This window comes from Brachybacterium paraconglomeratum (genome assembly GCF_003994255.1).
Taxonomy (GTDB): Bacteria; Actinomycetota; Actinomycetes; order Actinomycetales; family Dermabacteraceae; genus Brachybacterium; species Brachybacterium conglomeratum.
In genome coordinates this window covers 102,024-122,996 of record NZ_ML133854.1, presented here as the reverse complement: position 1 = coordinate 122,996, position 20,973 = coordinate 102,024, and the positions used below count along the sequence as shown (strand labels likewise).

The following is a 20,973-nucleotide window of genomic DNA, read 5'->3' as shown; positions in this document are numbered from 1 at the left end:
TTTACATAGAACCGTCGGTACTTGATACCCTAGGTTCTGTGAATGCGACGACGCAAGCCCCCGTGGACGGGCGCTCGGCCCGCTGGGCCCAGCACCGAGAGCAGCGACGTGCCGAGCTGCTGGACGTGGCCCGACACCTGATCCACGAGCGCGGCCCCGACGTGACGATGGAGGACATCGCCGCAGCCTCGGGCACGTCGAAGTCCATCGTCTACCGGTACTTCGAGGACAAGTCCCATCTCCAGCGCGACCTGGGCCGCAGCATCCTCCAGGCGATGCACGACAAGCTGCTCGCGGAGATGCGCGTGCTCGAGGAGCGGATGGGCCGCGAGCCCGCGCCCGAGGAGCGCATCCACGCGATGATCCGCGCCTACGTCGGGACCGCGCAGCGCTCCCCCGGCGTGTACCGCTTCGTCACCCGCCCCAGCGACGGGCTGAACCACTTCCTCGACTCCGTGACCCGCATCATCACGACCTTCCTCCCCGCCGGGACCCCCTCGCCGCAGATATGGGCGACCGGCGCGGTGGGCTTCGTCGAACGGGCCGTGGACACCTGGATGAACGACCTCGAGGCCGCCGACGGCGCCTCGACCACCCTCACCTCCGATCAGCTCGTGACCCGCCTGGTCACCTGGCTCATGAAGGGACTGCACGCATGACCGCCGATACCTCCACCACCGCATCCGCCCCCGCGCCCACCGCCGCGAGAGGCACCGACGCCGCCGCGAGCCCCACGCCGACCGGACCGATCCCGGTCCCCGCCGACGGCAGCCCCCGCCTCGACGTCGAGATGGTCTCCGAGGCGCTGCTGGGCAGCTGGGCCGACGCGCGGCGCGACGCCCGCGAGCGGGCGGCCCGCCCCGAGATGCACCGCCCGATGGACGCGAGCGTCGCCGAGCACCGGGAGCGGGTCTTCGGCCAGCTCCGGATCCTCGCCGAGGAGGAGGTCTCCCTGCCGATGCTCCCCGAGCACCTCGGCGGCCCGAACGACAACGGCGCCAACGTCGCCGCCTTCGAGGAGCTGGTCGTCGCCGACCCGTCCCTCCAGATCAAGGCCGGCGTGCAGTGGGGACTGTTCACCTCCGCGATCGTGCAACTGGGCGACGAGGAGCAGCAGAAGGCCTGGGTACCGGGCGCGATGAGCCTCGAGACCCCCGGCGCCTTCGCGATGACCGAGATCGGGCACGGCTCCGATGTGCAGTCCCTCGCCACCACGGCGACCTTCGACCCCGAGGGCGGCGAGGACGGCGAGTGGGTCATCAACACCCCCTTCCGCGCCGCATGGAAGGACTTCCTCGGCAACGCCGCGATCCACGCGAGGGCCGCCACGGTCTTCGCGCGCCTGATCACGAACGGCGTCGACCACGGCGTGCACTGCTTCTACGTGCCGGTGCGCGATGCGGAGGGGAACCTCCTGCCGGGCGTGCAGAGCGAGGACGACGGCGAGAAGGGCGGCCTGAACGGCATCGACAACGGTCGCCTCGCCTTCGACCACGTGCGCGTCCCGCGCCGCAACCTGCTGAACCGCTACGGGGACGTCGCCGCCGACGGCACCTACTCCTCCCCCATCGACTCCCCCGGTCGGCGCTTCTTCACGATGATCGGCACGCTCGTGCAGGGCCGCGTCTCGCTCGACGGCTCCGCGATCCGCGCCTCGCAGCTCGCGCTGCACATCGCGATCACCTACGCCACCCAGCGCCGCCAGTTCACCGCCGCCGACCCGACGCGCGAGACCGTGCTGATGGACTACCAGGCGCATCTGCACCGCCTGCTGCCGAAGCTCGCCGCGACCTACGCGGGCGCCTTCGCGCACGAGCAGCTGCTCCACGCCTTCGACGACGTGTTCTCCGGCCGCGGCGACACCCCCGAGGGCCGCGAGGACCTCGAGACCCTCGCCGCGACGCTCAAGCCGACCTCCACCCGGCTCGCCCTGGACACCATCCAGGAGTGCCGTGAGGCCTGCGGCGGCTCCGGCTTCATGGCCGAGAACCAGCTCGTCGGGCTCCACCAGGACCTCGACGTGTACGCGACCTTCGAGGGCGACAACACGATCCTGCTGCAGCTGGTCGCCAAGCGGCTGCTGTCGGACTACACCTCCGAGCTGAAGAACGTGGACCGCGCCGGCATCGGCCGGTTCATCGCCCAGCGCGCCGAGGTGCTCGCCAAGCGGCACACCCCCTGGGCCCGCCTCGGCCAGAGCGTGAGCGACCGCGGCAACGCGCGCCGCGCCTTCGACTCGATGCGCAGCGCCGAGTTCCAGGAGGAGATGCTCGCCGACCGCGCCAGGGTCAAGGTCGAGGAGGTCGCCCTCGCCCTGCGCAGCACCGCGAGGATGAGCCCGGCCGACGCCGCCGCCGAGGTGAACAAGCACCAGGTCGAGATGCTCGACGCGGCCCGCGCCCATGCGGACCTCGTGCGCTGGCGCGCCTTCACCGCCGGGATCGAGGCGATGGAGGACGAGGGCACCCGCGCCGTGCTCACCGACGTGCGGGACCTGTTCGGCCTCACCGCGATCAACGACGACCTCGCCTGGTTCCTGCTCTCGGGCATGATCTCCACCCAGCGCGGCCGTCAGATCGAGGGGGACCTGCGCCGGCTGCTGTGGCGCCTGCGCCCACACGTGCTCGACCTCGTCGCGGCCTTCGACATCCGCCTCGGCCACGTGCGCGCGCCGATCGCGCTCGGCGGGGAGCAGGAGCGCCAGGACGAGGCCGCCGCGTACTTCCGCGCGCAGCGGGCGAGCCAGGACGCGCCCGTGAGCGAGAAGGCGCTGCGCGATGCGGAGAAGCGGGCGCGCCGCGCGCAGGGGAAGAAGGGCTCCTCGCGCTGACCGCCTGACAGGCACGGACCGGGAGAGCGGCCGACGGGACGAGGTCCCCGTCGGCCGCTCTTCCCGTGCGCGCCGCCCCGCCGGATGCCGTTCCGGTCTCACTCCCGGTCTCAGCGCTCGCCCCGAGCGCCCCCGTCGGCCGGGTCGCTCGTAGACTGGGGGCACCCTGCGCCGGACCGCGAGGCCCGCCGCTCCCCCAGCCCTCGTGACGAACGGACCCGACCCCGCGATGACCGCTGAGACCACTCCCACCTCCCCCCACGGCCACGCCGCGGAGTCCGACACCGTCGAGAACGCCTCCGCGACGCCGGACCAGGTGCAGCCCTATGCGGAGCTCGGGCTGAAGGACGACGAGTACGCGAGCATCCGCGAGATCCTGGGTCGCCGCCCCACCAACGCCGAGCTCGCCATGTACTCGGTCATGTGGTCCGAGCACTGCTCCTACAAGTCCTCGAAGAAGCACCTGCGCACCTTCGGGAAGCACACCACCGACGCGATGCGCGAGAAGCTGCTGGTGGGCATGGGCGAGGACGCCGGCGTCGTCGACATCGGCGACGGCTGGGCGGTGACCTTCAAGGTCGAGTCCCACAACCACCCCTCCTACGTCGAGCCGTACCAGGGCGCCGCGACCGGCGTGGGCGGCATCGTGCGCGACATCATCTCGATGGGCGCCCGGCCCGTCGCGGTCATGGACCAGCTGCGCTTCGGCGCGATCGACCACCCCGACACCGCCCGGGTGGTCCACGGCGTGGTCGCCGGAGTGGGCGGCTACGGCAACTCCCTCGGCCTGCCGAACATCGGCGGCGAGACCGTCTTCGACGCCTCCTACCAGACCAACCCGCTGGTCAACGCGCTCGCGGTGGGCATGATGCGCCACGAGGACATCCGCTCCGGCGCCGCGACCGGCGCGGGCAACAAGGTGGTCCTCTTCGGCGCCCGCACCGGCGGGGACGGCATCGGCGGCGCCTCGATCCTCGCCTCGGAGACCTTCGAGGAGGACGGGCCGCTGAAGCGCCCGAGCGTCCAGGTGGGCGACCCCTTCATGGAGAAGGTCCTCATCGAGTGCTGCCTCGAGCTGTACGCGGCCGGCACCGTCGCGGCCATCCAGGACCTCGGCGCCGCGGGCATCTCCTGCGCGACCTCCGAGCTCGCCGCCAACGGCGGCTCCGGCATGCACATCCACCTCGAGGAGGTGCTGCTGCGCGACCCGACCCTCACCGCCGGGGAGATCCTCATGAGCGAGTCGCAGGAGCGCATGATGGCGGTGGTTCCGCCGGAGAAGCTCGAGGAGTTCCAGGCGATCGCCGCGAGGTGGGACGTCGAGGCCGCCGTGATCGGCGAGGTCACCGGCGACGGCCGCCTCACCATCGACCACCACGGCGAGCGGATCGTGGACGTGGACCCGGCGACCGTCGCGATCGACAGCCCCGTCTACGACCGGCCCTACGCCCGCCCCGACTGGCAGGACGCCCTCCAGGCCGACCGCGGCGAGGCCCTCCCCCGCCCCGAGGGCGCCGAGGAGATCTCCGCGCAGATCCGCACGCTGATCGCATCCCCGAACCTCGCCTCCAAGAGCTGGGTCACCGACCAGTACGACCGCTACGTCGGCGGGAACACGGCGCTGGCCATGCCCGACGACGCCGGCGTGCTGCGCATCGACGAGGAGACCGGGCGCGGCATCGCGCTGGCGACCGACGCGAACGGCCGCTACACCAAGCTCGATCCCCGCACCGGTGCGCAGCTGGCGCTGGCCGAGGCGTACCGCAACGTCGCGACCGCCGGGGCGACGCCGCTGGCGATCACGGACTGCCTGAACTTCGGCTCGCCCGAGGACCCGGGCCCCATGTGGCAGCTGGTCGAGGCGATCGGCGGGCTCGCCGAGGCGTGCGAGGCGCTCGAGGTGCCCGTCACCGGCGGCAACGTCTCGCTGTACAACTCCACCGGCGAGCCGGGCCTGATCGACTCTGCGATCCACCCGACGCCCGTCGTCGGCGTGCTCGGAGTGTTCGAGGACGTCGCGCGCCGCGTCCCCTCCGGCTGGCAGGGCGAGGGCGAGCGCGTGCTGCTGCTGGGCACGACCCGCGAGGAGCTCTCGGGCTCGGCCTGGTCCGACGTGGTCCATCAGCACCTCGGCGGCCTGCCCCCGCAGGTCGATCTCGAGGCCGAGCGCGCGCTCGCCCGCGTGCTCGTCGCCTCCTCCGAGCAGGGGCTCGCCGCCTCCGCGCACGACCTCTCCGAGGGCGGTCTCGTCCAGGCGCTCGTCGAGTCGACGACCCGCTTCGGCACGGGCGTCCGCGTGGACCTCGCCGGGCTCCTCGAGCGGGACGGCGTGGACCTCCCCACCGCCCTGTTCTCCGAGTCGCAGGCCCGCGCCCTGGTCGCGGTCCCGGCCGAGGCCGAGGAGCGCTTCCTCGCCCTCGCCGCCGAGCACGGCGTGCCGGTGCTCGCGCTCGGCGCGACCGGCGGCACCGACCTCGTGATCGAGGGCGTGGGCACCTTCGCGCTCGGCGAGCTGCGGGAGCTGCGCGAGGGCACGCTGCCGCGCCACTTCGGCTGAGGTCCGGACACGACAGGAGCGCCCCGGGACCCTCGACGGGTCCCGGGGCGCTCCTGTGTCCGCCAGTCCGCTCCGGCGATGCCGCCGGCCCCGGCTGCACCGGCTCAGGAGGTGCCGTACAGCATCTCGGCCTCGCGGCGCTTGCGCGTGATCGCGTCCTCGAAGGAGCCGGGGCGCTCGAGATCGGCGAGGGTCGGGACCTCTCCCGTGCCGTCCGAGACCCGCCAGCCGCTGCCGAGCTCCACGAGGGAGCCGTGCTTCACGTCGTAGTAGCCGCTGCGGGCGCTGAGCGCCATCCCCCGCGCCCCGTGCAGCGAGGCCACGAGGTGGTGATGGAAGCGCGTGGTGATCCACACCTGGTGCGCCGCCGGTGCGAGCTCGCCGCGCCAGAAGCTCGTGAAGGGGACGAAGCCGTCCTCCGCCACGAGATCCTTCAGACGCTCGAAGCCGGCGTGGTCCCCGCCGGGCAGCGCCTCGACGTAGCGGGTGCGCTCGCGCGGGATGCCGAGGGAGGCGACGGTCTCGCGCACATGGGCGACGAGCCGCTCGAAGGAGCCCTCGTCCAGCGCGTCGGACTGCACGCAGAGCACGAGCTCCGGCTCCTGGTCGTCGACCCGCTCGGGTGCCTGCTCGACGAGATACGCGTCGTCGACGCCGCTGGAGATGCCGAGCTTCTCGGCGCTGGCGGCGTCCCGCACGCCGACGTGGTCGAAGCCCGTCAGCTGCTCCTCGCCGAAGGGGGCGAGCCCCTGACCGGTCGCGAGCAGCGGGGCGCCGCTGATCTCCGCCGCCGCCCGCATCGCCCGCACCAGGTGCGCGTTCTCGGGCCAGACGGCGTTGACGAAGCCGCCGCCGAGCAGGTGCAGGGAGCGGGCCTCGCGCAGCGCGAGCAGCGGCGCGTCGTAGAGCGGGGTGCCGAGGTGGGCGACGATGTCCTCGACCGGGCGGCGCGAGCCCCGCAGCGAGTCCTCGACCGCCCGGAAGACGGCATCGGTCACGCGCAGGCGCGGGTGGAGGCCCCCGAACAGCGCGCTGGCCGTGCCGGGGAAGCGGCAGTCCAGCCACACCTCCTCGTCCGGCCGGTGGATCGCGAGGTGCTCGATCCAGCGCCGTGCGATCAGCTCGTCGCCGAAGTTCGGATAGCCCGCCATCGAGACGAGGTAGAACGGCGCCTCGACAGGGCCGGAGAAGCTCGTGCGGAGCGTCGCGGACTCCGCCGGCGAGAAGGACGACCCCGAGGAGCGTCGACGGAAGAGCCGCACCTCAGGCCCTTCCGGTGTGCTTCAGCCACCGCATCATGAACGTGGCCATCTGGTCGCGCTTGATGAAGGCGTTCGGGCGGAAGGTGCCGTCGTCCCAGCCGCGGGCGATGCCCGCCTTCGACAGCCAGGTGATCTCCTTGGCGAAGACGTGCGAGGCGGGGACGTCGGAGAAGCCGCTGTTGGTGCTCGTGTGGTTCACCCCGGCGGCGCGGTAGAGGAAGGCCGCGACGGCGTCGCGCTTGACCTCCTCGTACGGGCGGAACGTGCGGTTCGACCCGGTGCCCCAGCCGCGGGAGATCCCCTCGTCGTACGCCCAGCAGATCTCCTTGTAGAAGGGCTTGGAGGGGCTCACGTCCGTGAACGGGGAGGTCTTCGGCGCGGTGTAGGCGGGGCTGCCCTTCGCACGGTAGATGAAGGCGATCATCGCATCGCGCAGGTTGTCCTCGTTCGGCCGGAACTCCGCGTTCGGCGGGGTTCCCCAGCCCTTGGTGATCCCGCGCGCCGCGAGGTCGGTGATCTCGAGGAAGAACACCCGCGACGGGGAGACGTCGCGGAAGTACGGGGTCACGAAGCGGACCCTCCCGCCCTCGTTCGCGGCCACGCCGTTCTGGAAGGCCTGGATGCGGCGGTCGCCGTCCTGGGAGTCGGCCTTCGCCGGGCGTCCCCACGAGGCGGCCCACTGCTTCGCGAAGGGGGTCGCGTGGCCGGAGGCATTGCCGCCGCTCTCCTGCAGGATCAGCCCCTTGGTGAGCACGGTCGCGGTGTACTTGCCCGTCTGGTGCGCGGACTTCACCACGTAGCCGAGCTTCGAGGAGCCGCCGGCGCCCTGGAAGGCCCAGAGGTGCTCCTTCCAGCCGCCGTCGATCGCGCGCTGCGCCTCGGTGCGCAGGCTCCCGAACTGGTTGTACAGCGCATTGCCGGGGCAGTCGGTGTAGTTCACGTCCCGGTGGCCGAACATCTTCGGCAGCGCGATCGTCTTCCCCGCGGGGAAGCGGGTGCCGGAGCCCGGGGTCCAGGAGGAGGTGGAGGCGACCTTGATCTGGAAGGTGCTCAGCAGCTTCCAGCCCACCAGGCGTGCGACGGCCGCGCGGGCGGCGGACGGCGCGGCGGTGCTCTGGTAGTTGCCCATCACGGAGATGCCGAAGGAGCCGGTGTTGAAGCCGTAGGCGTGGGCGCCGGTGATGTTGCGGTGCAGGCCGCCGCTGCGGCCCTCGAAGATCTGCCCGTACTTGGACACCAGCACGTTGTAGCCGATGTCGGCCCAGCCCAGGGTCTGCGTGTGGTAGGTCAGGATTCCTCGCACCAGCTCCGCGGACTGCGAGGAGGAGTAGCTGTTGGTGCCGGCGGTGTGGTGGATGACCACGGCCTTGAGCTGGTCGGAGCCGCTCGTGCCGCGCACGAGGCCCTCGTTCGCGCCCCAGCCGGCGCGGGAGGTGTAGGAGGGCGCGCCCGGCCCGAGGACCGGGGTGGCGGGGTTCGCCATCGTCGTCGCGGCGGCGGTCGCGGCCATGTCCTGCTGGGCGGCGGTCGACATCGGCTGCGGGGCGCCCGCCCTCTGGGCGACGACCGCGTCCTCGGCGGTGGGCGAGGTGGTGATGACGTGGGCGGTGAGCTGCTCGGTGACGTCGGCCCCGTCGAGCTCGGCCCGCACCTGGAGCGCTCCGACGACGCCCACCCAGGCGCATTCGGTGCCGGGGGCGTCCTCGCCCGTCTCCGGGTCCTCGGCGGTCTCGAGCGGCTCCCAGGGGGTCCACTGCCCGTCCTGGTCCATGCCGCGGACCTGCACCTCGGGCGCATCGGACTCGCTCGGCCAGGTCACGCCCACCATGGTGCCGGGCTGCTCGGGGAGGTCACGCACCTGGACGCCGTCGGCCTCGACCAGCGGGGCATCCGCCAGCGGCACGTCGACCACGCGGGTCTCGCCGTCGGTGACGGTCGGGTCGGCCAGGGCGGGAGCCGCGCCGAGCACGACGGCTCCGGCGGGCACCGCGGCGGCGGTCGCCGCCATCAGCGTGCGGCGGCTGAGGGAGAGGGGGCGGGCGTCGGACTCGGGGGGAAGGGTCCGGTGGGACATCACGAAGGCTCCGGAGGAGAGGGGGCGGGGGGGGGATCCCGAGGCGCGTCGCCGAGGCATGGAGCGGTCGACGGGTACGCAGCCGGGCACCGACCACCGTAGTCCACGGCCACGAACGCATCGCGACGAGCCGGTCACGATCGCACAAAGAACGAGTGTTCCTCGTCCCGTCCTCGGTGGCCTCGTGAGGGGTCGCCGGCAGTCGGATCCGACGGCCCCCGGTCGGAGCATCCGGGGCCCTGCCGGCCCCGGACGCACGACGAGGGCGGGCCGTCGGGATCTCTCCCGTCGGCCCGCCCTCGGCGGTGTGCGCCCTGCGGCGCGGCGGCCCTGCGAGCCGCGAGGATCAGGCGGCCCGGATCAGGCCTCCTTGGTCTCCTCGGACTCGTCGGTGGACTCCGCGGCGGCGGGGGCCTCGGTCTCGGCGACCGGGGTCTCCTCGGCCTTGGACGCGTTCTTCGCGGCGCCCTCGGCCTCCTTCACCACGGACTGCTTCGCGGAGTACTCCTCCGTGACCAGCTCGATGACGGCCATCGGGGCGTTGTCGCCCTTGCGGGGGCCGATCTTGGTGATGCGGGTGTAGCCGCCGGGACGCTCGGAGAAGGTCGGTGCGATCTCCTCGAAGAGCTGGTAGACGACGCCCTTGTCACGGACGGTCTGCATCACGCGGCGACGGGAGGCGAGATCGCCCTTCTTCGCCTGGGTGATCAGACGCTCCGCGTGGGGACGCAGGCGCTTGGCCTTGGTCTCGGTGGTGGTGATCCGGCCGTGGCGGAACAGCTCGGTGGCGAGGCCCGCGATGATCATCCGCTCGTGCGCGGGGGATCCGCCGAGGCGCGCGCCCTTGGTGGGTGCAGGCATGGTCGTTCTCCTTGGTGGAAGTGAAGGTCAGTACTGGTCGCCGAAGTCGTCGGAGTAGGAGTCCAGGGCCGCGGGGTCGAACCCGGCCGGGGAGTCCTTCAGCGACAGCCCGAGCTCGGCGAGCTTCGCCTTGACCTCGTCGATGGACTTCTGTCCGAAGTTGCGGATGTCGAGCAGGTCCGCCTCGGAGCGGGCGGTCAGCTCGCCGACGGTGTGGACGCCCTCGCGCATCAGGCAGTTGTACGAGCGGACCGTGAGGTTCAGGTCGTTGATCGGCAGGGCCAGATCAGCGGCCAGCGCCTGGTCGGTGGGAGAGGGGCCGATCTCGATGCCCTCCGCCTCCTGGTTCAGCTCGTGGGCCAGGCCGAACAGCTCGACCAGGGTCTTGCCCGCCGAGGCCACCGCGTCGCGGGGGCTGATGGCCGGCTTGGTCTCGACGTCGACGATCAGCTTGTCGAAGTCGGTGCGCTGCTCGACACGGGTCGCCTCGACCTTGTAGGTCACCTTCAGCACGGGCGAGTAGATCGAGTCGACCGGGACCCGGCCGATCTCGCCGTCGACGCCCTTGTTCTGCGCGGCGGAGACGTAGCCGCGGCCGCGCTCGACGATCAGCTCGACCTCCAGGCGGCCCTTCTCGTTGAGGGTCGCGATGTGCAGGTCGGGGTTGTGGATCTCCACGCCGGCCGGTGGGGTGATGTCGGCGGCGGTGACGCGGCCGGCCTCCTCGCGGCGCAGGTACATCACGACCGGCTCGTCGTTCTCCGAGGAGACGACGAGGTTCTTGATGTTGAGGATGACCTCGGTGATGTCCTCCTTGACGCCGGGGACGGTGCTGAACTCGTGCAGCACGCCGTCGATGCGGATCGAGGTGACCGCGGCGCCGGGGATGGAGGACAGCAGGGTGCGGCGCAGGGAGTTGCCGAGGGTGTAGCCGAAGCCCGGCTCGAGCGGCTCGATGACGAACCGGGAGCGGTTGTCCGACACGACCTCTTCGGTCAGCGTGGGGCGCTGTGCAATGAGCACTGTGGATCCTTTCGGCGAGCGTCCGCCATATGACGCTCAGAAGGGGGCGGTGGGCCTGGAAGACGGGGGTGACCCGCGAGGGGTCCGGGGACGCCGGGCGCGGGAGACCCCGCCCGACACGGTCGACCGTGACGAGCGGGGCGTCCCGTCGTCACGGCCGACGGGATCAGACGCGGCGGCGCTTGGCCGGACGGGTGCCGTTGTGCGGCTGCGGGGTGACGTCCTGGATCGAGCCCACCTCGAGGCCGGTCGCGGTGAGCGAGCGGATCGCGGTCTCGCGGCCCGAGCCCGGGCCCTTCACGAAGACGTCGACCTTCTTCAGTCCGTGCTCCTGCGCCTGGCGCGCGGCGGCCTCGGCGGCCATCTGCGCGGCGTACGGGGTCGACTTGCGCGAGCCCTTGAAGCCCACCTGGCCGGCGGAGGCCCAGGAGATGACGGCGCCGGTCGGGTCCGTGATGGACACGATGGTGTTGTTGAACGTGCTCTTGATGTGGGCCTGGCCGTTGACGATGTTCTTCTTGTCCTTGCGGCGCGGCTTGCGCGCAGCGGCCTGACGGGTCTTGGTTGCCATGCGGCAGAACTCCTCTGGTGGTGTGGGGGTGCGCCGGTTCCCTCAGCGGCGCGAAGTGACTGCGGGCTCCGGGGACGGAGCCGGGCGGCCGATCAGCGGATGCCGCGGATCAGCGAGCCTTCTTCTTGCCGGCGACCGTGCGCTTCGGACCCTTGCGGGTGCGGGCGTTGGTCTTCGTGCGCTGACCGTGGACGGGCAGGCCGCGGCGGTGGCGCAGCCCCTGGTAGCTGCCGATCTCGACCTTGCGGCGGATGTCGGCGGCCACCTCGCGGCGGAGGTCGCCCTCGACCATGTAGTTCGCCTCGATGTGATCGCGGAGCTGGACGAGCTCCTCGTCGCTCACCTCACGGACCCGCTTGTCGCCGGAGACGCCGGTCGCGGCGAGGGTCTCCTGGGCGCGCGTGCGTCCCATGCCGAAGATGTACGTCAGGGCGACCTCGAGGCGCTTCTCGCGCGGAAGGTCCACTCCCACCAGACGTGCCATGTGCAGATTCTCCTACTGTCTCGGAGGCCTGAGCCGACACCTCGCCGGGACTGTCTCCCCGACGCCGCAGCCTCCGTCCTGCGGGTGACCGGCCGATGCCGGTGGTGTCGTCTCTTCATTTGTGTGGTGCCCGCGATGCGGGCGGGGTGCCCCGCGCTGCGGGGCGTGCCGCCTGGCGGCGGCTGTCACGGCAGGGGCCGGGACGGGCGGATCGCTCCGCTCAGCCCTGGCGCTGCTTGTGACGGGGGTTCGAGCAGATGACCATGACGCGCGAGTGGCGACGGATCACCTTGCAGTTGTCACAGATCGGCTTGACGCTCGGCTTGACCTTCATAGCTTTCCTTCTCCCGGGACGATCACTTGTAGCGGTAGACGATGCGGCCCCGGTCGAGGTCATAGGGGCTCAGCTCGACGACCACACGGTCCTCGGGAAGGATGCGGATGTAGTGCTGGCGCATCTTTCCGGAGATGTGCGCGAGCACCATGTGCCCGTTGTCGAGCTCGACGCGGAAGCGCGCGTTCGCGAGCGCCTCCGTGACCGTGCCCTCGACCTCGATCACTCCGTCCTTCTTCGCCATGCCTCCCCAATCTCCCGCCTCCGGCGAAGCCGGGGCCGAGTTCCGCGTACTTGGTTCCTGGTTTCCCAGGCCCTGCACACCGACCGTCGGGTGACGGTACGGTGATCGACGAGGGTGGCGCCGAGGCAGTGCGTCGGCCTCGCCCTGCGGCCTCGAGGACCTGCCGGACGGGCGGCACGACGGGACTGCACGAGCACACGTTCGCACGCGCGATCGGAGCACACCCGATGGACCAGCCTACACGCGAGGTCCGGATTCGGCGAGGGCCGACGCGATGATGCCCATCACGTTCGCCCCACTCCCCCGCCCCGCCCGTCGACGGGGCGGCCCCGCGCCGGGCGGACGGAGCCTGCCGGCTCAGGCCGCGAGGGGATCGGGCGCGGCGACGACCCCGCGCCGGGCGAGCTCGGCCGCTCCCCCGTCGCCGGCGGTCAGCACCAGCAGCCCCTGCTCGGTCACGGCGACCGAATGCTCGGCATGGGCGGCGCGGCCGCCGCCGGTGGCGCGGACGGTCCACTCGTCGTCCTCGAGCTCCCAGTTCCCCTGGCCCTGGATCAGCATCGGCTCGATCGCGACACACAGGCCCGGGCGCACCTTCGGCCCGCGCGGGCGGACCCGGTAGTTCATGACGTCGGGCGCCTGGTGCATCGCGGTGCCGATGCCGTGGCCGCCGAAGCCCTCGAGGTGGGAGAGGGACTCCCCTGCCGCCTGCTCGACGAAGTCCTCGATCGCGGCGCCGACGTCGCCGACGCGATCGGCGGTGGCGAGCGCCGCGATCCCGGCCCAGAGCGCCTCCTCGGTGATCCGCACCAGGTCCTCGTCGCCGACCGAGCGGGGCCGGCCCACGATGTGGGTGCGGGCCGCGTCCGAGTGCCAGCCGTCGATGATCAGGCCCCCGTCGATGGAGACGACGTCCCCCTCCTCGAGGGGGCGGGCGTCGGGGATGCCGTGGACCACGACGTCGTTGACGCTGATGCAGAGCGTGGCCGGATAGCCCTGGTAGCCCAGGAAGTTCGGCGTCGCCCCCGCGTCGCGGATCATCGTGTGGGCGAGGGAGTCGAGCTCGTCCGTGGTGATGCCGGGGCGGATCTCGGACTCGAGCATGTCGTGGACGCGGTGCAGCAGCTGGCCGCTGCGCCGCATCACCGCGATCTGCTCGGGCGTCTTCCACTCCACCCGCTCGGGCAGGAGGCTCATCGGGCGCCGAGGGCCTCGCGCAGCGCGGCGGTGACCTCGTCGATCGGGGCCATGCCGTCCACGCGGCGCACCAGGCCGCGCTGCTCGTAGACGTCGATCAGCGGGGCGGTCTGCTCGGCGTAGACCTCGAGGCGGCGACGGATCGTCTCCTCGGTGTCGTCGCTGCGGCCCTGCTCGGCGCCGCGCGCCACCAGGCGCTGGACGACCTCCTCCTGCTCGACCACAAGCAGCAGCACGAGGTCCAGCGGGGTGCCGAGCTCGGCGAGCATGCCGTCGAGCGCCTCGACCTGGTCGAGGGTGCGGGGGTAGCCGTCCAGCAGGAAGCCGTCCTGGGCGTCGGCCTCGGCCAGGCGCGAGCGCACCATGTCGTTGGTGACGGAGTCCGGGACGTACTCGCCCTTGTCCATGTAGGACTTCGCGAGGACGCCGAGCTCGGTCTGCCCCGAGACGTTGGCGCGGAAGATGTCGCCGGTGGAGATCGCGGGGATCGAGAGCTCCTCCGCGACCCGCACGGCCTGGGTGCCCTTGCCCGCTCCGGGCGGGCCGACGATCAGCAGGCGGCGGGCGGGGGCGGTCGAGCCGTTCGAGGCGGTGGGGGTGGTCACCGGAGAATCCCTTCGTAGTGGTGCTGCTGGAGCTTCGCGTCGATCTGCTTGACGGTGTCCAGTCCCACGCCGATCACGATCAGGAGGGAGACGCCGCCCAGCGGGAAGTCCTGCGAGGTGCCGAGGTAGAACAGCGCGACCAGCGGGATCAGGCAGATCACCGCGAGATAGACGGCGCCGCCGCTCTGGATGCGGTTGATGACGTAGCGCAGGTAGCGCTCGGTGGGCTTGCCCGCGCGCACGTTGGGGACGAAGCCGCCGTACTTCTTCATGTTGTCGGCGATCTCCTCCGCGTTGAAGGTGATCGAGACGTAGAAGAACGCGAAGAAGACGATCAGGGCCACGTACACCACGGCGTAGATCCACGAGAAGGAGGCGCCGAGGACGAGGTGCGTGTTGATCCACTGCACCCATCCGGCCGACGGGTCGCCGAAGGAGGCGGCCATCTGCGGCAGCGCGAGAATCGAGGAGGCGAAGATGACGGGGATGACGCCGGCCTGGTTGACCTTGATCGGGATGTAGGTGGAGGTGCCGCCGTACATGCGCCGTCCCACCATGCGCTTGGCGTACTGCACGGGGATGCGGCGCTGGGACTGCTCGACGAACACCATGCCGACCATGATCAGCAGGCCCACGAGCATCACCAGGGAGAAGGTGATCCAGCCCTTGAGCTGCCAGACCTGGCCGAAGGAGGCGGGGAAGCTCGCCGCGATCGAGGAGAAGATCATCAGCGACATGCCGTTGCCGACGCCGCGCTCGGTGATCATCTCGCCCATGAACATGATCAGGACCGTGCCGACGGTCATGGTCATCACCATGAGCAGCAGGGTCGGGATCGACTGGTCGGGAACGAGCTCGAGGGTGCAGCCGACGAAGAAGTTGCCCGAGCGCACCAGCGTGATGATCGTGGTGGCCTGGAGGACGCCCAGACCGATCGTGAGATAGCGGGTGTACTGGGTGAGCTTGGCGGTGCCGGAGGCGCCCTCCTTGTGGAGGGCCTCGAACCGCGGGATCACCACGCGCAGGAGCTGCACGATGATCGAGGCGGTGATGTACGGCATCACGCCGAGGGAGAAGATGGACAGCTGCAGCAGCGCGCCGCCGGAGAACATGTTGACCATGCCCAGCACGTTGGCGCCCTGACCCGAGGCGGCCTGGTCCGCGCACATCATGACGTTGGTGGCGTCGAATCCCGGGGTGGGGATGAAGACGCCGAGTCGGTAGACGGCGATCAGACCGAGCGTGAAGAGGATCTTCGCCCTCAGCTCGGGAGTGCGCAGCGCGCGCACGAACGAGTTCACCTGATTCCCTCCTGGAGGTCCTGGGACGGGGCCGAGGCGGTGGTCGGCCGTCCTGCGGCCGCGCGCGGTGGGCGCGGGCGTTCGGACCGGCCCTGGAATGACGACAGGGCACCGCGGCTCAGACTAAGTCTGTGCCGCGGTGCCCGTCAAAAAGATGTCACGCGGTGGTGACGGACCCGCCGGCCGCCGCGATCTTCTGCTCCGCCGAGGCGGAGAACTTCTGAGCGGTGATGTCGAGCTTGACGCTCACCTCGCCCTGGCCCAGCACCTTCACGGGCTGGTTCTTGCGGACAGCGCCCTTGGCGACGAGGTCCTCGACCGTGACGGTGCCGCCCTCGGGGAACAGCTCCTGCAGGGTCGACAGGTTCACGACCTGGTACTCGACGCGGAAGGGGTTGGTGAAGCCGCGAAGCTTCGGCAGCCGCATGTGCAGCGGCATCTGCCCGCCCTCGAAGCCGACGGGCACCTGGTAGCGGGCCTTGGTGCCCTTGGTGCCTCGACCGGCCGTCTTGCCCTTCGAAGCCTCACCACGGCCGACGCGGGTGCGCGCGGTCTTGGAACCGGGCGCGGGGCGCAGGTCGTGGAGCTTCAGAGGGGTTGCTGCGTTCTGGTCCTCGATGCTCATGAGATTCACTCCACCTCTTCGAACGTCACCAGGTGGGTGACGGTGCGGATCATGCCGCGGATCTCGGGGCGGTCTTCCTTCACCACCGTGTCACCGATGCGCTTGAGGCCGAGGCCGCGCAGGGTGGCTCGCTGGCTCTGGGTGCCGCCGATCTCGGAACGGGTCTGGGTGACCTTGATCTGCATCACGCACCCACCTTCTCAGCGCGGGCCGCGGCGCGGCCCTCGGCCTGGGCCCGCAGGAGCGCCGCCGGGGCGACGTCCTCGACCGCGAGACCACGACGCGCGGCCACGGCCTCCGGCTCCTCGAGCTGCTTGAGGGCGTCGACGGTGGCCCGCACGATGTTGATCGCGTTGGTCGAGCCGAGCGACTTGGAGAGCACGTCGTGCACTCCGGCGCACTCGAGCACGGCGCGGACCGGGCCGCCGGCGATCACGCCGGTGCCGGGGGCGGCCGGACGCAGCAGGACGACGCCCGCCGCATCCTCGCCCTGGACCGGGTGCACGACGGTGCCCTGGACGCGCGGGACGCGGAAGAAGTTCTTCTTCGCCTCCTCGACGCCCTTGGAGATCGCCGCCGGCACCTCCTTGGCCTTGCCGTAGCCGACGCCGACGGTGCCGTCGCCGTCACCGACCACCACGAGGGCGGTGAAGGCGAAGCGACGGCCGCCCTTGACGACCTTGGAGACGCGGTTGATGCTCACGACGCGCTCGAGGAACGCCGACTTCTCGGCGTCCTGACCGCGACCGCGACCACCCTGACGACCGCCGCGGTCGCCGCCCTGGCGGCCGCCCCGATCGTTGTTGCTGTTGCTGGTGTTGTCGTCCCGTCGGCCGGAGGCCGCGGGACCGTTGCTACGCTGCTGTGCAGCCATATTCAGATCCTCTTCTCGTCCTGTGTCCGGGCGGCGGTCACAGCGCCAGGCCGGCCTCGCGGGCGCCGTCGGCGACGGCGGCCACGCGGCCGTGGTACTTGTTGCCACCGCGGTCGAAGACGACCGCGTCGATGCCGGCGGCCTTGGCGCGCTCGGCGACCAGGGCGCCGACGGTGCGGGCCTTGTCCGACTTCGTCGCCTCGGCGCCGCGGAGGTCCGCCTCCATGGTGGAGGCCGACGCGATGGTCTTGCCGAGGGAATCGTCGACGACCTGCACGAAGACGTGACGCGACGAACGGGTGACCACCAGGCGCGGACGCTGGGCGGTGCCGATGACGCGACGACGGACGCGGAGGTGGCGACGACCGCGCGAGCGCAGCTTGCTGCCGCGGTTGCCCTTGGTGTGCTTGAGTGCGTAACCCATGGTCACTTACCAGCCTTTCCGGCCTTGCGGAGCACGACCTCGTCGGCGTACCGCACACCCTTGCCCTTGTAGGGCTCCGGCGGACGGATCCCGCGGATCTTCGCGGCCACGTGCCCGACCTGCTGCTTCGAGATGCCGCTGACCGAGAACTTGGTCGGCGACTCGACGGCGAAGGTGATGCCCTCGGGCGCCTTCACCACGACGGGGTGGGAGAAGCCGAGCGCGAACTCGAGGTCCGTGCCCTTCGCGACGACGCGGTAGCCCGTGCCGACGATCTCCAGCTTCTTCGTGAAGCCCTCGGTGACGCCGAGGACGATGTTGTTGATGAGCGTGCGGGTCAGACCGTGCAGCGCACGGTTCTCCTGCTCGTCATCGGGACGCGAGACGACGATGTTGCCCTCGTCGTCGCGCGCGACGGTCAGGGGCGCGGGCACCTCGTGGGTGAACTCGCCCTTGGGGCCGGTCACCGTGACGGTGCGGTCCTCGATGGTGACGTTCTGGACTGAGGCCGGCACTGCGACCGGCAGGCGTCCGATGCGGGACATAGCTAGTGGTCTCCTCTCCCGCTCACCAGATGTAGGCGAGGACTTCCCCACCCACACCCTTCTTGGCAGCCTGCTTGTCGGTCAGGAGGCCGGAGGACGTGGACAGGATCGCCACGCCCAGTCCGCCGAGGACCTTGGGCAGGTTGGTGGACTTCGCGTACACGCGCAGGCCCGGCTTCGAGATGCGGCGGATCCCGGAGATGGCGCGCTCGCGGCTGTCGGAGTACTTGAGCTCGAGGACGAGCGACTTGCCCACCTCGGCCTCCTCCTCACGCCAGCCGAGGATGTAGCCCTCTGCCTTCAGGATGTCCGCGATGCGGGCCTTGAGCTTCGAATACGGCATGGACGCGGTCTCGTGGTACGCCCCGGAGGCGTTCCTGATCCGCGTGAGCATGTCCGCGATCGGGTCGGTCATGGTCATGTCTGTTGCTTCTTCCTCACCTGGTTTCCCCTACGCCCCGTGACGGGGCCGTGGGACCTGTGGCGGTAGTCCTTACCAGCTGCTCTTGGTGACGCCGGGGAGCTCGCCGCGGTGAGCCATCTCGCGCAGGCACACGCGGCAGAGGCCGAACTTGCGGTAGACCGAGTGGGGCCGACCGCAGCGCTGGCACCGGGTGTAGGCGCGCACCGCGAACTTCGGCTTGCGCTCCGACTTCTTGATCAGGGCTGTCTTCGCCATATCAGTTCTCCTCCTTGAAGGGGAAGCCGAGCAGCTTGAGCAGCGCGCGCCCCTCGTCGTCGGTCTTCGCGGTGGTGACGACCGTGATGTCCATGCCGCGGACGCGGTCGATCTTGTCCTGGTCGATCTCGTGGAACATGACCTGCTCCGTGAGACCGAAGGTGTAGTTGCCGTTGCCGTCGAAGTGCTTCGGCGAGAGGCCGCGGAAGTCGCGGATTCGCGGGAGCGCGGTCGAGAGCAGACGGTCCAGGAACTCCCACATGCGGGCGTTGCGCAGCGTGACGTGCGCACCGATCGGCATGCCCTCACGCAGCTTGAACTGCGCGATGGACTTGCGAGCCTTGGTGACCTGGGGCTTCTGGCCGGTGATGGCGGCGAGGTCCTTGATGGCGCCGTCGATGACCTTCGAGTCGCGCGCGGCGTCGCCGACGCCCATGTTCACGACGATCTTGGTCAGGCCGGGCACCAGCATGACGTTCTCGTAGCCGAACTGCTCGGTCAGCTGCGCCTTGATGGTGTCGTTGTACTTCGTCTTCAGACGCGGGGTGGGCGCCTGGGTGGCGGTCTCGCTCATCAGATGTCCTTCCCGGAGCGCTTGGCGAAGCGGACGCGCACCTGCTTGGTGCGGCCGTTCTCGAGCTCGACGGTCTCGACGCGGTAGCCGACCTTGGTCGGCTTGTTGTCCTCCGGGTCGACCAGGGCCACGTTGGAGACGTGGATGGGGGCCTCGCGCTGCTCGATGCCGCCCGCGCCGCCGGCCTGGTTCGGCTTGACGTGGTGGGTGCGGCGGTTGATGCCCTCGACCAGCACGCGCTGGGTATCGGGGAACACCTGCAGGACGCGACCCTGCTTGCCCTTGTCGCCGGCCTCGAGGCCACGTGCGGCGGCCTTGTCGGCGTCGCTCGTGCGACCCGTGATGACCTGGACGAGATCGCCCTTCTTGATCTTCATCTTTGCCATGTCACAGCACCTCCGGTGCCAGCGAGACGATCTTCATGAAGCGCTTGTCGCGCAGCTCGCGGCCGACGGGGCCGAAGATGCGGGTACCGCGCGGCTCGCCGTCGGTCTTGAGGATGACCGCCGCGTTCTCGTCGAAGCGGATGTAGGAGCCGTCGATGCGACGGACCTCCTTGGACGTGCGGACGACGACCGCCTTGACGACGTCGCCCTTCTTGACGTTGCCACCGGGGATGGCGTCCTTGACGGTCGCCACGATGGTGTCGCCGATGCTGGCGTAACGGCGACCGGAGCCACCGAGAACACGGATGCAGAGAATCTCCTTGGCACCCGTGTTGTCGGCGACCTTCAGTCGCGACTCCTGCTGAATCACTCGTTCTCCTATCGTCTCACCGGTTCTCTTCCGACCCGCGGGAGCGGGCCGGCCGAGCCTGGCGGAACGGAATATGGACCTTGCTCGGCACCGCCATGGACGCTGCCGCGCCGGGACGTCGCCGCCGACGGGTCCCGGGCACCAAAAAACCCTCTGCCGGACTCAGGCACTGGCGTGGTGAACGCGGGGCGTTCGCCTCTCGTGCGAGGTCTCCGGCGAGGACGGATCGGGTGTCCCGGATCCTGTCGCGGAATCGGGCGCCACCACCACGGGGGCGGGGCGCAGTCCTCCGGCAACCGTTCAAGACTACGCCCCGCCCCCGGAACTGTCACCCCTGCGGGGCGGGCTCCCTCGTGTGTGCTTGCTCTCCTGCGTCCGGGGAGTCGCCCTCCCCCGGGCCCTCGAGCGGCTCGGCGAGGTCCTCCTGCCTCAGCATGGCCGGGTCGGAGATCTCCCACCGTCGGGCTTCCCGCTGGCGGGAGCTGCTCGAACGGGATCGGCTCGACGTCGGACACGAGCGCACCGTCCTCGTCCGCGGGCACGACGATCTTTCACGCGCGCGCAGCGGCGCGGCTCGCGCCACGTCGAACCTTCACCCGGCTCGTCCTCAGCAGTCCCACCGTCATCGTCGCTGCCGCGCCCTCGCGGTCGTCCTCACACCGTTCGGCGATCCGGTCCCCGGACGTGGAGCATGGCCCCGGCACCCGGCAGGGGCGTAGTTTTCTTCCCATGATCGACATCGATGTGGCCAGACGGCTCCGGGACGCGGGACTGCCCTGGGAGCCGACCGACGGGGACCTCTTCGCGATCGACAACGCGCTGCTGCGCGAGGAGGCGTTCATGCTCTCCTCGATGGTGGTGGAGGTGGGCCGAGGGCGCACCGGCACCCGCGTGCTGCGCTTCAACGGCACGACCGAGTGGGCGCTGGACTCCGTGGAGCAGGACGAGGCGGTGTGGCTGCCGCGGGAGGACCAGCTGCGAGAGGCGCTCGGCGCCGCCTTCTCCGCGCTGCGGCGGAGGGAGGACGGCGGGTTCGTCGTGGAGCTGCGCGACGGGGACGGGGAGCTGCGCGAGGTCGCCGCACCGAGGGCCGAGGACGCTCTCGCCGGCGCGCTGCTGGTGCACCTCGTCGGCGCTCCGGGCTGACCTCCGG

At 70.8% G+C, this 20,973-nt stretch carries 25 protein-coding genes; 4 read left to right on the top strand and 21 right to left on the bottom strand.

Annotated elements, in window-relative coordinates:
• Window positions 1–38 precede the first annotated feature (38 nt).
• From DS079_RS08045 to purL, 3 genes are all read left to right on the top strand, one after another.
• Window positions 39–659 (top strand): TetR/AcrR family transcriptional regulator, encoded by a 621-nt coding sequence (locus tag DS079_RS08045; protein WP_029360380.1) that lies wholly within the window; start codon window positions 39–41, stop codon window positions 657–659.
• Entirely contained in the window at window positions 656–2,830 is a 2,175-nt protein-coding gene (locus tag DS079_RS08040) for an acyl-CoA dehydrogenase family protein (protein ID WP_126986388.1), read from the top strand. The genes DS079_RS08045 and DS079_RS08040 overlap by 4 nt, the downstream gene beginning before the upstream one ends.
• A gap of 229 nt (window positions 2,831–3,059) precedes the next feature.
• On the top strand, window positions 3,060–5,387 hold the full coding sequence (gene purL, locus DS079_RS08035; protein ID WP_126986386.1) for a phosphoribosylformylglycinamidine synthase subunit PurL: 2,328 nt from the start codon (window positions 3,060–3,062) through the stop codon (window positions 5,385–5,387).
• Between the two features lie 104 nt (window positions 5,388–5,491).
• On the opposite strand, the gene DS079_RS08030 is transcribed toward purL, so the two are convergent.
• The 21 genes from DS079_RS08030 to rplN form a co-directional block, all read right to left on the bottom strand.
• A complete protein-coding gene (locus DS079_RS08030; protein ID WP_126986384.1) occupies window positions 5,492–6,649 on the bottom strand; it encodes a polysaccharide pyruvyl transferase family protein in 1,158 nt (385 codons plus the stop codon).
• Window position 6,650: 1 nt separating this feature from the next.
• Window positions 6,651–8,723 carry an S-layer homology domain-containing protein gene (locus tag DS079_RS08025; protein ID WP_126986382.1) on the bottom strand — a complete coding sequence of 691 codons (2,073 nt, stop codon included), beginning with the start codon at window positions 8,721–8,723 and terminating at the stop codon, window positions 6,651–6,653.
• Between the two features lie 360 nt (window positions 8,724–9,083).
• Window positions 9,084–9,584: a 50S ribosomal protein L17 gene (rplQ, locus tag DS079_RS08020; RefSeq protein WP_126986380.1), complete on the bottom strand. Its 501-nt coding sequence runs from the start codon at window positions 9,582–9,584 to the stop codon at window positions 9,084–9,086.
• A gap of 27 nt (window positions 9,585–9,611) precedes the next feature.
• On the bottom strand, window positions 9,612–10,607 hold the full coding sequence (locus tag DS079_RS08015) for a DNA-directed RNA polymerase subunit alpha (RefSeq protein ID WP_010550305.1): 996 nt from the start codon (window positions 10,605–10,607) through the stop codon (window positions 9,612–9,614).
• A gap of 166 nt (window positions 10,608–10,773) precedes the next feature.
• The gene (rpsK, locus tag DS079_RS08010; protein ID WP_010550306.1) at window positions 10,774–11,178 is read right to left on the bottom strand and encodes a 30S ribosomal protein S11; all 405 of its coding nucleotides are present in this window, start codon (window positions 11,176–11,178) and stop codon (window positions 10,774–10,776) included.
• 109 nt (window positions 11,179–11,287) lie between these two features.
• A complete protein-coding gene (gene rpsM, locus DS079_RS08005; RefSeq protein WP_010550307.1) occupies window positions 11,288–11,662 on the bottom strand; it encodes a 30S ribosomal protein S13 in 375 nt (124 codons plus the stop codon).
• Between the two features lie 220 nt (window positions 11,663–11,882).
• Window positions 11,883–11,996, bottom strand: a complete 114-nt coding sequence (gene rpmJ / locus DS079_RS08000) for a 50S ribosomal protein L36 (RefSeq protein ID WP_010532506.1) — start codon at window positions 11,994–11,996, stop codon at window positions 11,883–11,885.
• 22 nt (window positions 11,997–12,018) lie between these two features.
• Window positions 12,019–12,240 (bottom strand): translation initiation factor IF-1, encoded by a 222-nt coding sequence (gene infA / locus DS079_RS07995; RefSeq protein ID WP_010550308.1) that lies wholly within the window; start codon window positions 12,238–12,240, stop codon window positions 12,019–12,021.
• Window positions 12,241–12,597: 357 nt separating this feature from the next.
• Window positions 12,598–13,437, bottom strand: coding sequence for a type I methionyl aminopeptidase (gene map, locus DS079_RS07990; protein WP_126986378.1), 840 nt, complete (start codon window positions 13,435–13,437; stop codon window positions 12,598–12,600).
• Entirely contained in the window at window positions 13,434–14,042 is a 609-nt protein-coding gene (locus DS079_RS07985; protein ID WP_082835218.1) for an adenylate kinase, read from the bottom strand. The genes map and DS079_RS07985 overlap by 4 nt, the downstream gene beginning before the upstream one ends.
• Window positions 14,039–15,343, bottom strand: coding sequence for a preprotein translocase subunit SecY (secY, locus tag DS079_RS07980; RefSeq protein WP_010550311.1), 1,305 nt, complete (start codon window positions 15,341–15,343; stop codon window positions 14,039–14,041). The genes DS079_RS07985 and secY overlap by 4 nt, the downstream gene beginning before the upstream one ends.
• A 157-nt stretch (window positions 15,344–15,500) precedes the next feature.
• Window positions 15,501–15,968, bottom strand: coding sequence for a 50S ribosomal protein L15 (rplO, locus tag DS079_RS07975; RefSeq protein WP_010550312.1), 468 nt, complete (start codon window positions 15,966–15,968; stop codon window positions 15,501–15,503).
• 5 nt (window positions 15,969–15,973) lie between these two features.
• On the bottom strand, window positions 15,974–16,156 hold the full coding sequence (rpmD, locus tag DS079_RS07970) for a 50S ribosomal protein L30 (RefSeq protein ID WP_053917125.1): 183 nt from the start codon (window positions 16,154–16,156) through the stop codon (window positions 15,974–15,976).
• Window positions 16,153–16,842, bottom strand: coding sequence for a 30S ribosomal protein S5 (rpsE, locus tag DS079_RS07965; protein WP_010550314.1), 690 nt, complete (start codon window positions 16,840–16,842; stop codon window positions 16,153–16,155). Before rpsE ends, rpmD begins: the two co-directional genes overlap by 4 nt.
• A 37-nt stretch (window positions 16,843–16,879) precedes the next feature.
• A complete protein-coding gene (gene rplR, locus DS079_RS07960; protein ID WP_010550315.1) occupies window positions 16,880–17,266 on the bottom strand; it encodes a 50S ribosomal protein L18 in 387 nt (128 codons plus the stop codon).
• A 2-nt stretch (window positions 17,267–17,268) separates the two neighbouring features.
• Window positions 17,269–17,811, bottom strand: coding sequence for a 50S ribosomal protein L6 (gene rplF, locus DS079_RS07955; RefSeq protein WP_010550316.1), 543 nt, complete (start codon window positions 17,809–17,811; stop codon window positions 17,269–17,271).
• Window positions 17,812–17,833: 22 nt separating this feature from the next.
• Window positions 17,834–18,232 carry a 30S ribosomal protein S8 gene (gene rpsH, locus DS079_RS07950; RefSeq protein ID WP_010550317.1) on the bottom strand — a complete coding sequence of 133 codons (399 nt, stop codon included), beginning with the start codon at window positions 18,230–18,232 and terminating at the stop codon, window positions 17,834–17,836.
• A gap of 72 nt (window positions 18,233–18,304) precedes the next feature.
• Entirely contained in the window at window positions 18,305–18,490 is a 186-nt protein-coding gene (locus tag DS079_RS07945) for a type Z 30S ribosomal protein S14 (protein ID WP_010550318.1), read from the bottom strand.
• Window position 18,491: 1 nt separating this feature from the next.
• Window positions 18,492–19,064: a 50S ribosomal protein L5 gene (rplE, locus tag DS079_RS07940; RefSeq protein ID WP_010550319.1), complete on the bottom strand. Its 573-nt coding sequence runs from the start codon at window positions 19,062–19,064 to the stop codon at window positions 18,492–18,494.
• Window positions 19,064–19,450 carry a 50S ribosomal protein L24 gene (rplX, locus tag DS079_RS07935; RefSeq protein WP_010550320.1) on the bottom strand — a complete coding sequence of 129 codons (387 nt, stop codon included), beginning with the start codon at window positions 19,448–19,450 and terminating at the stop codon, window positions 19,064–19,066. The genes rplE and rplX overlap by 1 nt, the downstream gene beginning before the upstream one ends.
• Before the next feature lies 1 nt (window position 19,451).
• The gene (gene rplN, locus DS079_RS07930) at window positions 19,452–19,820 is read right to left on the bottom strand and encodes a 50S ribosomal protein L14 (protein ID WP_010550321.1); all 369 of its coding nucleotides are present in this window, start codon (window positions 19,818–19,820) and stop codon (window positions 19,452–19,454) included.
• 729 nt (window positions 19,821–20,549) lie between these two features.
• On the opposite strand from rplN, the gene DS079_RS07925 reads away from it, so the two are divergent.
• Complete coding sequence (locus DS079_RS07925) at window positions 20,550–20,966, top strand: hypothetical protein (protein WP_053917129.1); 417 nt, start codon at window positions 20,550–20,552, stop codon at window positions 20,964–20,966.
• Window positions 20,967–20,973: the final 7 nt, after the last annotated feature.

Excerpts from the sequence above, each read along its gene's own strand:
- rpmJ (WP_010532506.1), bottom strand. The coding sequence starts at position 11,996 with ATGAAGGTCAAGCCGAGCGTCAAGCCGATCTGTGACAACTGCAAGGTG.
- purL (WP_126986386.1), top strand. The coding sequence starts at position 3,060 with ATGACCGCTGAGACCACTCCCACCTCCCCCCACGGCCACGCCGCGGAG.
- rplR (WP_010550315.1), bottom strand. The coding sequence starts at position 17,266 with ATGGGTTACGCACTCAAGCACACCAAGGGCAACCGCGGCAGCAAGCTG.
- DS079_RS07945 (WP_010550318.1), bottom strand. The coding sequence starts at position 18,490 with ATGGCGAAGACAGCCCTGATCAAGAAGTCGGAGCGCAAGCCGAAGTTC.
- rplQ (WP_126986380.1), bottom strand. The coding sequence starts at position 9,584 with ATGCCTGCACCCACCAAGGGCGCGCGCCTCGGCGGATCCCCCGCGCAC.
- rpsM (WP_010550307.1), bottom strand. The coding sequence starts at position 11,662 with ATGGCACGTCTGGTGGGAGTGGACCTTCCGCGCGAGAAGCGCCTCGAG.
- rplE (WP_010550319.1), bottom strand. The coding sequence starts at position 19,064 with ATGAGCGAGACCGCCACCCAGGCGCCCACCCCGCGTCTGAAGACGAAG.
- DS079_RS08040 (WP_126986388.1), top strand. The coding sequence starts at position 656 with ATGACCGCCGATACCTCCACCACCGCATCCGCCCCCGCGCCCACCGCC.
- map (WP_126986378.1), bottom strand. The coding sequence starts at position 13,437 with ATGAGCCTCCTGCCCGAGCGGGTGGAGTGGAAGACGCCCGAGCAGATC.
- rpsE (WP_010550314.1), bottom strand. The coding sequence starts at position 16,842 with ATGGCTGCACAGCAGCGTAGCAACGGTCCCGCGGCCTCCGGCCGACGG.
- rplX (WP_010550320.1), bottom strand. The coding sequence starts at position 19,450 with ATGGCAAAGATGAAGATCAAGAAGGGCGATCTCGTCCAGGTCATCACG.
- rplF (WP_010550316.1), bottom strand. The coding sequence starts at position 17,811 with ATGTCCCGCATCGGACGCCTGCCGGTCGCAGTGCCGGCCTCAGTCCAG.
- rplO (WP_010550312.1), bottom strand. The coding sequence starts at position 15,968 with ATGAGCATCGAGGACCAGAACGCAGCAACCCCTCTGAAGCTCCACGAC.
- DS079_RS07925 (WP_053917129.1), top strand. The coding sequence starts at position 20,550 with ATGATCGACATCGATGTGGCCAGACGGCTCCGGGACGCGGGACTGCCC.
- rpsK (WP_010550306.1), bottom strand. The coding sequence starts at position 11,178 with ATGGCAACCAAGACCCGTCAGGCCGCTGCGCGCAAGCCGCGCCGCAAG.
- rpsH (WP_010550317.1), bottom strand. The coding sequence starts at position 18,232 with ATGACCATGACCGACCCGATCGCGGACATGCTCACGCGGATCAGGAAC.
- infA (WP_010550308.1), bottom strand. The coding sequence starts at position 12,240 with ATGGCGAAGAAGGACGGAGTGATCGAGGTCGAGGGCACGGTCACGGAG.
- DS079_RS08025 (WP_126986382.1), bottom strand. The coding sequence starts at position 8,723 with ATGTCCCACCGGACCCTTCCCCCCGAGTCCGACGCCCGCCCCCTCTCC.